11 protein-coding genes and 1 pseudogene are annotated in these 9155 nt (G+C 71.7%); 8 read left to right on the top strand and 4 right to left on the bottom strand.

Going from position 1 to position 9155, the window contains the following annotated elements; genetic code table 11:
- Window positions 1-366 (top strand): annotated as a pseudogene (locus K6I34_RS24510) (ATP-binding protein); the annotation flags it as partial.
- 56 nt (window positions 367-422) lie between these two features.
- Here the strand turns inward: K6I34_RS24510 and ndgR are convergent.
- Complete coding sequence (gene ndgR, locus K6I34_RS24505; RefSeq protein WP_229328505.1) at window positions 423-1151, bottom strand: IclR family transcriptional regulator NdgR; 729 nt, start codon at window positions 1149-1151, stop codon at window positions 423-425.
- Window positions 1152-1277: 126 nt separating this feature from the next.
- Here ndgR and leuC point away from each other — a divergent pair, with 126 nt between their 5' ends.
- The 4 genes from leuC (at window position 1278) to K6I34_RS24485 (ending at window position 4558) form a co-directional block, all read left to right on the top strand.
- Window positions 1278-2711: a 3-isopropylmalate dehydratase large subunit gene (gene leuC, locus K6I34_RS24500; RefSeq protein WP_229328504.1), complete on the top strand. Its 1434-nt coding sequence runs from the start codon at window positions 1278-1280 to the stop codon at window positions 2709-2711.
- Window positions 2712-2717: 6 nt separating this feature from the next.
- On the top strand, window positions 2718-3323 hold the full coding sequence (gene leuD / locus K6I34_RS24495) for a 3-isopropylmalate dehydratase small subunit (protein WP_229328503.1): 606 nt from the start codon (window positions 2718-2720) through the stop codon (window positions 3321-3323).
- Window positions 3324-3492: 169 nt separating this feature from the next.
- Entirely contained in the window at window positions 3493-3738 is a 246-nt protein-coding gene (locus tag K6I34_RS24490) for a hypothetical protein (protein ID WP_229328502.1), read from the top strand.
- A 121-nt stretch (window positions 3739-3859) separates the two neighbouring features.
- On the top strand, window positions 3860-4558 hold the full coding sequence (locus tag K6I34_RS24485; RefSeq protein WP_229328501.1) for an HU family DNA-binding protein: 699 nt from the start codon (window positions 3860-3862) through the stop codon (window positions 4556-4558).
- 264 nt (window positions 4559-4822) lie between these two features.
- Here K6I34_RS24485 and K6I34_RS24480 read toward each other — a convergent pair whose 3' ends face one another.
- Window positions 4823-5014, bottom strand: coding sequence for a hypothetical protein (locus tag K6I34_RS24480; protein WP_229328500.1), 192 nt, complete (start codon window positions 5012-5014; stop codon window positions 4823-4825).
- A 10-nt stretch (window positions 5015-5024) separates the two neighbouring features.
- Window positions 5025-5678, bottom strand: a complete 654-nt coding sequence (gene cofC / locus K6I34_RS24475; protein ID WP_229328499.1) for a 2-phospho-L-lactate guanylyltransferase — start codon at window positions 5676-5678, stop codon at window positions 5025-5027.
- A gap of 160 nt (window positions 5679-5838) precedes the next feature.
- Here cofC and K6I34_RS24470 point away from each other — a divergent pair, with 160 nt between their 5' ends.
- The 3 genes from K6I34_RS24470 to K6I34_RS24460 are packed head-to-tail and all read left to right on the top strand — an operon-like array spanning window position 5839 to window position 8772.
- On the top strand, window positions 5839-6588 hold the full coding sequence (locus tag K6I34_RS24470; protein ID WP_229328498.1) for a 1-acyl-sn-glycerol-3-phosphate acyltransferase: 750 nt from the start codon (window positions 5839-5841) through the stop codon (window positions 6586-6588).
- Window positions 6585-7586, top strand: a complete 1002-nt coding sequence (locus K6I34_RS24465; protein ID WP_229328497.1) for an NAD(P)H-dependent glycerol-3-phosphate dehydrogenase — start codon at window positions 6585-6587, stop codon at window positions 7584-7586. Before K6I34_RS24470 ends, K6I34_RS24465 begins: the two co-directional genes overlap by 4 nt.
- A gap of 34 nt (window positions 7587-7620) precedes the next feature.
- Window positions 7621-8772, top strand: a complete 1152-nt coding sequence (locus tag K6I34_RS24460) for a D-alanine--D-alanine ligase family protein (protein ID WP_229328496.1) — start codon at window positions 7621-7623, stop codon at window positions 8770-8772.
- Between the two features lie 3 nt (window positions 8773-8775).
- Here K6I34_RS24460 and K6I34_RS24455 read toward each other — a convergent pair.
- On the bottom strand, window positions 8776-9155 hold a 380-nt coding region (locus tag K6I34_RS24455; protein ID WP_229328495.1), incomplete at its 5' end, for a DUF3515 domain-containing protein.

The raw sequence follows: 9155 nt of genomic DNA, 5'->3' as shown, positions 1-9155 counted from the left end.
GGCCAGGGCGGTCCGCTCGCCCGCGACCGGGCCGCCGCGGCGGGGCTCCCGGGCGAGCGGACCGCCCTGGCCGTGCTCGCCGTCCACGAGGCCGCGGGCCACCTGCTGGCGCCCGAGGGCGCACGCGTCGCGCTGAGCGCCTGGGAGGAGCCCGGTGCCCTCGTCTTCGAGCTGCGTCGTCCCGGGCCGCCGGACGGCCCCGTACCGGCCCTCGCGGGCTACGCGCCGCCCGGTGCGGCCCCCGGCGCGGAGGACGGCCTCTGGCTGGCCCGCCGTCTCAGCGACTGCCTGGACGTGCGCTTCCACGGCGGCGAGAGCAGGATCACACTGCGGATCGCCGGGCGCGGGGACGCCGAAGCCCTGTGAGGGCGGACGCACTCACAGGGCTTCGGCGGATCTCGTGAAAAGCGGGGGAGCCGGGGTCAGCCGCTGCGGCGCAGGGCCTCTGTGAGCCGCACGGCCGCGTCGATGACCGCCTGGGCGTGCATCCGGCCCGGGTGGCGGGTCAGGCGCTCGATCGGTCCGGAGACCGAGACGGCGGCCACCACGCGGTTGGACGGGCCCCGCACCGGAGCGGAGACCGAGGCGACGCCCGGCTCCCGCTCGCCGATCGACTGGGCCCAGCCGCGGCGGCGCACGCCGGAGAGCGCCGTCGCCGTGAAACGGGCGCCCTGGAGGCCGCGGTGCAGCCGCTCGGGCTCCTCCCAGGCCATGAGCACCTGCGCCGCCGAGCCCGCCTTCATCGGGAGCGTGGAGCCGACCGGCACCGTGTCCCGCAGTCCGGACAGCCGCTCCGCGGCCGCCACGCAGATGCGCATGTCGCCCTGCCGCCGGTAGAGCTGCGCGCTCTCGCCCGTCACGTCCCGCAGGTGCGTGAGCACCGGCCCGGCCGTGGCCAGCAGCCGGTCCTCGCCCGCCGCCGCGGCCAGCTCGCTCAGGCGCGGTCCGAGGATGAAACGGCCCTGCATGTCCCGCGCCACCATGCGGTGGTGCTCCAGCGCGACCGCGAGGCGGTGCGCCGTCGGGCGCGCGAGCCCGGTCGCCGTCACGAGCCCGGCCAGCGTCGCCGGACCTGACTCCAGAGCGCTCAGCACCAGAGCCGCCTTGTCGAGTACGCCCACGCCGCTCGAGGCGCCACCGGAATTGTCCATGTCACGATACTTGCGTCTCACAGTGTGAAACGCAAGTTCAATTTTCCGGCGGAAGCGCCAACCTGGAGAGCAAGCAACCCACAGCACACACAGGCACCGGCGACGCCGCCGGCCGGAGGGACAGCGATGGGACGGACACTCGCGGAGAAGGTCTGGGACGACCACGTCGTCCGGCGCGCCGAGGGCGAGCCGGATCTCCTCTTCATCGATCTGCACCTGCTCCACGAGGTGACCAGCCCGCAGGCCTTCGACGGCCTGCGCAAGGCGGGCCGTGGCGTCCGCCGCCTCGACCTGACCATCGCCACCGAGGACCACAACACCCCCACCCTCGACATCGACAAACCGATCGCGGACCCCGTCTCCCGCACCCAGCTGGAGACCCTCCGGAAGAACTGCGCCGAGTTCGGGGTACGGCTGCACCCGCTGGGCGACGTCGAGCAGGGCGTCGTCCACGTGGTGGGACCGCAGCTGGGGCTGACCCAGCCCGGCACGACCGTCGTCTGCGGCGACAGCCACACGTCCACCCACGGCGCCTTCGGAGCTCTGGCGTTCGGCATCGGCACCAGCCAGGTCGAGCACGTGCTGGCCACCCAGACCCTGCCGCTGGCCCCGTTCCGGACCATGGCCGTGACCGTCGAGGGCGAGCTGCCCGAGGGCGTGACCGCCAAGGACCTGATCCTGGCCGTCATCGCCCGCATCGGCACCGGCGGCGGCCAGGGGTACGTCATCGAGTACCGCGGCCCGGCCGTCGAGAAGCTCTCGATGGAGGCGCGGATGACCGTCTGCAACATGTCCATCGAGGCGGGTGCCCGCGCCGGGATGATCGCCCCCGACGAGACCACCTTCGCCTACCTGAAGGACCGCCCGCACGCCCCGCAGGGCGAGGACTGGGACGCCGCCGTCGCCTACTGGCGCACCCTGCGCACGGACGACGACGCGGTCTTCGACCACGAGGTGGTCGTCGACGCCTCGGAGCTCTCCCCGTTCGTCACCTGGGGCACCAATCCGGGCCAGGGCGCGCCGCTCGCCTCCTCCGTGCCCGACCCGGCCTCCTTCGCCGACCCGTCGGACCGGCTGGCGGCCGAAAAGGCCCTGGAATACATGGGATTGACGGCGGGTCAGGAGCTGCGCGACATCCGTGTGGACACCGTCTTCGTGGGCTCCTGCACCAACGGACGCATCGAGGACCTGCGGGCCGCCGCGGCCGTCCTCGACGGGCGTCACGTGGCCGGCGGTGTCCGGATGCTGGTCGTCCCCGGCTCGGTGCGCGTCTCGCTCCAGGCCGTCTCCGAGGGGCTGGACAAGGTGTTCACCGCCGCCGGGGCCGAATGGCGGCACGCCGGGTGCTCCATGTGCCTGGGCATGAACCCCGACCAACTGGCGCCGGGCGAGAGGTCCGCGTCGACCTCCAACCGCAACTTCGAGGGCAGGCAGGGCAAGGGCGGCCGCACCCATCTGGTGTCCCCCCAGGTCGCCGCCGCCACCGCCGTCCTGGGCACGCTCGCCTCCCCGGCCGACCTGCCCGACGTATCCGCCGTACCGACTGCCGTAGGGGTCTGAGCAGACATGGAAGCCTTCACCACGCACACCGGCCGGGCCGTCCCGCTGCGCCGCGGCAACGTCGACACCGACCAGATCATCCCGGCGCACTGGCTCAAGAAGGTCACCCGCGACGGCTTCGAGGACGGGCTCTTCGAGGCCTGGCGCAAGGATCCGGAGTTCGTGCTGAACCGTCCGGAGCGCCGGGGGGCCACCGTGCTCGTCGCCGGCCCCGACTTCGGCACCGGCTCCTCCCGCGAGCACGCGGTCTGGGCGCTGCAGAACTACGGCTTCAAGGCCGTCGTCTCGTCCCGCTTCGCCGACATCTTCCGCGGGAACTCGCTCAAGAACGGACTGCTGACCGTCGTCCTGCCCCAGGAGACCGTCGACGCGCTCTGGCGGCTCACCGAGGCCGACCCCGCCGCCGAGGTGACCGTCGACCTCGTCGCCCGGCAGGTGCGGGCCGAGGGCATCACGGCTGATTTCGACCTTGACGAGAACGCGCGCTGGCGACTCCTGGAGGGTCTGGACGACATCGGGCTGACCCTCCGGCACGAGGCCGACATCGCCGTCTTCGAGACCCGGAGGCCCCCGTACAAGCCCTCCACCACGCCCGTCACGGCCCGGTCCTGACACGGATTTCGAGCAACTTTCCGCGCCTGCTCGCGACGCTTCGGGGACCCGGATTTTCGCTGCTCACCCGGGGTTTGGCATGATGCGCCCCCTGTCTTCGGACAGGGGGCGCGCCGCTTTGTTGAGGCCCTGTGAAGCGACAACTCGCCTCAGATGGCACAATCGGTGCATGGAACGCGACAGCCAACTCGAGCTTTACCGGCTCGTCGCCGCCCAACTCAAGCAAGCCCACTCACGGGTGCGCACACTGCAAGTCCCGGAGGGCGTACGGATGGCGCTGTCCCGGAAGCTGCTGGCCATCACGGCCGCGGCAAAGCACGATCTCTCAGGCGCGGCAAAGCGTCTGGACCGGCTGATGAACGACCTCGACGAGGGCCGTTTCCCCGAAGAGCCCGACCGTGACGGAACTCCGTGATGGTCGAGTTCGTTGCGGCACAAGGGTGATTAGACCGTTTCGTGTTTGATTTGCGGTATATATCTGCCTAACGTGCGAAAAGGCTGGAACGCATTCCAGCAATGTCTCCGAAGGGGAAGACGTGAACAAGGCGCAGCTCGTTGAAGCGATTGCCGACAAGCTCGGCGGCCGTCAGCAGGCCGCAGACGCGGTCGACGCGGTACTCGACGCGATCGTCCGTGCGGTTGTGGCCGGGGACCGGGTCTCGGTCACCGGCTTCGGTTCCTTCGAGAAGGTCGACCGCCCGGCCCGCTACGCCCGCAACCCGCAGACGGGTGAGCGCGTGCGGGTCAAGAAGACCTCGGTGCCGCGCTTCCGCGCGGGCCAGGGCTTCAAGGACCTGGTGAGCGGCTCGAAGAAGCTGCCGAAGGGCGGCGAGGTCGCGGTCAAGAAGGCGCCCAAGGGCAGCCTCACCGGCGGCAAGGCCACCACCAAGGCCGCGGCCAAGAAGGCCACCGCCAAGAAGGCGACGGCGAAGAAGGCCACCACCGCCAAGAAGGTGACCGCGGTCAAGAAGACCACCGCGGCCGCCGCGAAGAAGGCGACCACGGCCAAGAAGGCCGCGCCCGCCAAGAAGGCCGCCACCACGGCCAAGAAGGCCACGGCCACCAAGGCCGCCGCCAAGAAGACGACGACGGCCGCGAAGAAGACCACGGCCGCCGCCAAGAAGACCACGGCGAAGAAGACCGCTCCGGCCAAGAAGGCCGCCGCGGTCAAGGCTCCGGCGCGCAAGACCACGGCGCGCAAGACCACCGCCAAGAAGGCCGCCGCCAAGAAGTAAGGCAGCGGACGGCGTCATGCGCCGGGCCGGGCTCCCTTCGGGGAGCCCGGCCCGCGGTGTCGCTGGGCGCTGTGCCTTGGGGGAATGGCGGTGCGCCTACTGGGGTGCCGCTTTGGCTTCGGGCGCGGCTGCGGGTTGTGTGTGGCTTGTCGCGCCGTTCCTCGCGCCCCTGTCGCCTACGAGCTCGGCTCGTGGGGTTGTTCGGCGGCTGCCGGTCCGTTGTGGTTGCTCGCGCAGTTCCCCGCGCCCCTTGCAGGGGCGGTCCTAGAACGTCTGCAGTGTCACCAGCGAGATGGTGTTCTCGCGGTACTCGATGCGGACCCGCTGGCCCGGGCGGAGGAGGCGGAGGCCGCCCGCGTCGAAGGCGGCGGTGCCGAACGGTACGGGAGTGCCGTCGTCCAGCAGCACGCTGCCGGAGCGGGTCTGGGGGTCGTAGGTGTACGCGGTGGCCTGCATGGGCCCGAGCCTACGTCCTGTCCGCCACACGCTGCGGCAGTACGGCGGCCGCGGCCGCCGTCCGCGGGCCCACGCCCAGTGCCAGGGCCGCGCGCAAATCCTCCGCCGTGTCCACGTCCCGGCGTACGGATTCCACGTCCGTCAGCTCGATCTCATGGGCCCCCGACGCCCGGTGCCGGTTGCGCGACTGTCCCTCGAACGCCGGAGCCAATTCCATTCCGGGGGCCGCCGCGAGAAGTGTCGTCCCGATTCCCGCCGCATCGGCGAGAAAAGAGCGCGGGAATTCTTCGGCGGAATCGAGCACCCGCCCGAGTTCCACCGCCCGCAAAGCGGGCAGATCCGCGTTCAGCGTCGCCACCGCCGCCCCCGGCCGCCCCGCACGCACACTTCGCGCGCCGTGCGCAAGGGCGCCGTTCAGCCCCTTTCCGCCCGCCGGCTCCCGCAGCACCCGCGCCCCGAGCGCCCCGAGCCGCTCGCCCGCCACCGGATCGTCCGTGACGACCACCACACCGGCCACCGCGTGGCAGGACAGCGCCGCCGCGACCGTGTCCTGCGCGAAGGCCAGCGCCAGCGCGGTCCGGTCCGGCCCCCGCCCCGGGCCCCCCGCGAGACGGCTCTTGGCCTCGGACAACGGTTTCACCGGCACCACCAGAGTCCAGACCACATCCGCCCCCTCTCTTAGCAACAGCCTCATTGTCACCCGCTGCCGCAGACGCCCGGGGAGCGCGGGGTTACGGTGTTCTCGACAGACCGGGTACCTGGGGCGACACTTGTGCGGCCCCAAGGTTCACACATCCCCCAGGTCCCAAGAGAAGGGTGTCCGAGTGTCCCGCCACAGAATCGGCTTCTGGTACCGCTTTACCGCGGTGTTGGCAAAACCGCCGCTCGTGGTTCTGTTCAAGCGGGACTGGCGAGGAATGGAGCACATTCCGGCCGACGGCGGATTTATCACCGCCGTCAACCACAACTCGTATCTCGACCCGCTCTCCTACGCGCACTTCCAGTACAACACCGGGCGCGTCCCCCGCTTCCTGGCCAAGGCCGCCCTGTTCAAGGGCAGCTTCGTCGGCGCGGTCCTGCGCGGCACCGGGCAGATCCCCGTCTACCGCGAGACCACCGACGCCGCCACCGCCTTCCGCGCCGCCGTCGAGGCCATCGAGAAGGGCGAGTGCGTGGCCTTCTACCCGGAGGGCACCCTCACCCGCGACCCCGAGCTGTGGCCGATGGAGGGCAAGACCGGCGCCGCCCGTGTGGCGCTGCTCACCCGCGCGCCCGTCGTCCCCGTCGCCCAGTGGGGCGCCCACGAGGCCATGCCGCCCTACGCCAAGGAGAAGAAGCTCCGGCTCTTCCCCCGCAAGACGCTGCGGGTGCTCGCGGGCCCGCCCGTGGACCTCTCGAAGTACTACGGCAAGGAGCCCACCGCCGAGGTGCTGCGCGCCGCCACGGAGGACATCATGGCCGCCATCACGGCCCTGCTCTCCGAACTGCGCGGCGAGCCCGCCCCCGCCGAGCCCTACAACCACCGCAAGGCCCGCGCCGAGGTCCGCAGGAAGGCCCAGGAGGAGAGCAAGTGACGCGCTGCGCCGTCTTCGGCACCGGTTCCTGGGGCACCGCCTTCGCGATGATCCTCGCCGACGCCGGGTGCGAGGTGACCATGTGGGGCCGCCGCGAGGCCCTCGTCGACGCCATCAACACCACCCGCACCAACCCCGACTACCTCCCGGGCGTCGAGCTCCCCGCCTCCGTACGGGCCACCACCGACCCCGCCGAGGCGGCCGGGGGCGCGGCCTTCACCGTCCTCGCCGTCCCCTCCCAGACCCTGCGCGGCAACCTCACCGAGTGGGCGCCCCTGCTGGCCGACGGCACCGTCCTCGTCTCCCTGATGAAGGGCGTCGAACTCGGCACCGCCAAGCGGATGAGCGAGGTGATCGAGGAGGTCGCCAAGGTCCCCGCGGAGCGCGTGGCCGTCCTCACCGGACCCAACCTCGCCAAGGAGATCGCCGCCCGGCAGCCCGCCGCGGCCGTCGTCGCCTGCCCGGACGAGGCCGTCGCCCGGCGCCTCCAGACCGCCTGCCACACCGCCTACTTCCGCCCCTACACCAACACCGACGTCGTCGGCTGCGAGCTCGGCGGCGCCGTCAAGAACGTCATCGCGCTCGCCGTGGGCATCGCCGACGGCATGGGCCTCGGCGACAACGCCAAGGCCTCGCTCATCACCCGCGGCCTCGCCGAGACCACCCGCCTCGGCCTCGCCATGGGCGCCGACGCGCACACCTTCGCCGGTCTCGCGGGCATGGGCGACCTCGTCGCCACCTGCGCCTCGCCGCTCTCCCGCAACCGCACCTTCGGCGCCTGCCTCGGCCGCGGCATGACCCTCGCCGAGACCGTCGCCGTCACCAAGCAGACCGCCGAGGGCGTCAAGTCCTGCGAGTCCGTGCTGGATCTGGCCCGCCGCCACGACGTCGACATGCCGATCACGGAGACCGTCGTGGAGATCGTGCACGGCGGGAAGCCCCCACTGGTGGCGCTCAAGGAGCTGATGTCGCGCAGCGCCAAGGCCGAGCGGCACTGACGCACCCCGGCCCACCAGGTAGTCTCGTCGCGATATGAGCAGCGAGACCACCTCCCAGAGCCCTGACCGGAGCCGGAAGCCGCGCGTCGCGGTGGTGTTCGGCGGTCGCAGTTCCGAGCACGCCATCTCGGTCGTCACCGCGGGCGCCGTGCTCGGCGCCATCGACCGGTCGAAATACGACGTGCTGCCGATCGGCATTACCACGGACGGCCGTTGGGCGCTCACCGCCGACGACCCCGAGCGGATGGCCATCACCGGCCGGACGCTGCCCAGCGTCGAGGACGTCGCGCAGTCGCCCGACGGCACCGTGGTGCTGCCGGTCGACCCGACTTCCCGCGAGGTCGTCTACAGCGAGCCGGGCGCCGTGCCCAAGGCCCTGGGCGAGGTCGACGTCGTCTTCCCCGTGCTGCACGGCCCGTACGGGGAGGACGGCACCCTCCAGGGCCTGCTGGAGCTCTCCGGCATCCCCTACGTGGGCGCGGGCGTCCTCGCCTCCGCCGTCGGCCAGGACAAGGAGTACATGAAGCGCGTCTTCATCTCCTACGGCCTGCCCGTCGGCCCGTACGAGGTGATCCGCCCCCGCGAGTGGGCCGACCCGGCCGCCGCCCGCGAGAAGATCGTGGACTTCGCGGGCGAGCACGGCTGGCCGCTCTTCGTGAAGCCCGCCCGCGCCGGCTCCTCCATGGGCATCACCAAGGTCGACGACATCTCCGGCCTGGACGACGCCATCGCCGAGGCCCGCCGCCACGACCCCAAGATCCTCGTCGAGTCGCTGCTCCGCGGCCGGGAGATCGAGTGCGGTGTGCTCGAGTTCGAGGACGGGCCGCGCGCCAGCCTCCCCGCCGAGATCCCCCCGGTCACCGCGCACGACTTCTACGACTTCGAGGCGAAGTACATCGACTCCGCCGCCGGGATCGTGCCCGCGCCGCTCACCCCGGAGCAGACCGCCCGCGTCCAGGAACTGGCCGTCCAGGCCTTCGACGCGGTGTCCTGCGAAGGTCTCGTCCGGGCGGACTTCTTCCTCACCGAGGACGGCGAGTTCGTCATCAACGAGATCAACACCATGCCCGGCTTCACGCCCATCTCCATGTACCCGCGCATGTGGCAGGAGACCGGCCTGAGCTACCCCGAGCTGGTGGACGCGCTCGTCCAGGCGGCGCTGCGCCGCCCCACCGGGCTGCGCTAGCCGCTAGTCGACGTAGCCGAAGGGGATCGTCTTCTTGACGGCGTCGGCGAGATCGGTCAGCGCGCCGATGTCGCCCGCGTCACCGGCGACCTTCTTCGGCAGCGTCACCTCCACCCACACCTCACGGTGCACCGTGGTGCAGCGGACGCTGCCGTCCGGCTGCCGCTCCGGCAGCCACTCGACGCCGTCCGCCTCCACGGAGCCCGTGGTCGGCGCGTACGTCGTGGAACCGGCCCGGATGATCTCGGGGCGCTTCACTCCGCAGCGCAGCGAGACCGCCGGGTCGCCCCAGACCGCGGTGAAGTCGGACTCGGGGTCGGCGGTACGCCGCTTCAGCCCGTCCACGCTGTCCGGCAGGGCCTTGTGCAGGTCCTTGCAGGGAC

The sequence above is a fragment of the Streptomyces sp. UNOC14_S4 genome (genome assembly GCF_020740835.1).
Lineage (GTDB): Bacteria > Actinomycetota > Actinomycetes > Streptomycetales > Streptomycetaceae > Streptomyces.
The sequence above is the reverse complement of the archived record's forward strand: the minus strand, read 5'-3'. Positions and strand labels throughout refer to the sequence as shown.

Bases quoted from the DNA above. Each gene is read 5' to 3' on its own strand.
- K6I34_RS24490 (WP_229328502.1), top strand. From the start codon at position 3,493: ATGGAACGCGACAGCCAACTCGAGCTTTACCGGCTCGTCGCCGCCCAA.
- K6I34_RS24460 (WP_229328496.1), top strand. From the start codon at position 7,621: ATGAGCAGCGAGACCACCTCCCAGAGCCCTGACCGGAGCCGGAAGCCG.
- leuC (WP_229328504.1), top strand. From the start codon at position 1,278: ATGGGACGGACACTCGCGGAGAAGGTCTGGGACGACCACGTCGTCCGG.
- leuD (WP_229328503.1), top strand. From the start codon at position 2,718: ATGGAAGCCTTCACCACGCACACCGGCCGGGCCGTCCCGCTGCGCCGC.
- ndgR (WP_229328505.1), bottom strand. From the start codon at position 1,151: ATGGACAATTCCGGTGGCGCCTCGAGCGGCGTGGGCGTACTCGACAAG.
- K6I34_RS24480 (WP_229328500.1), bottom strand. From the start codon at position 5,014: ATGCAGGCCACCGCGTACACCTACGACCCCCAGACCCGCTCCGGCAGC.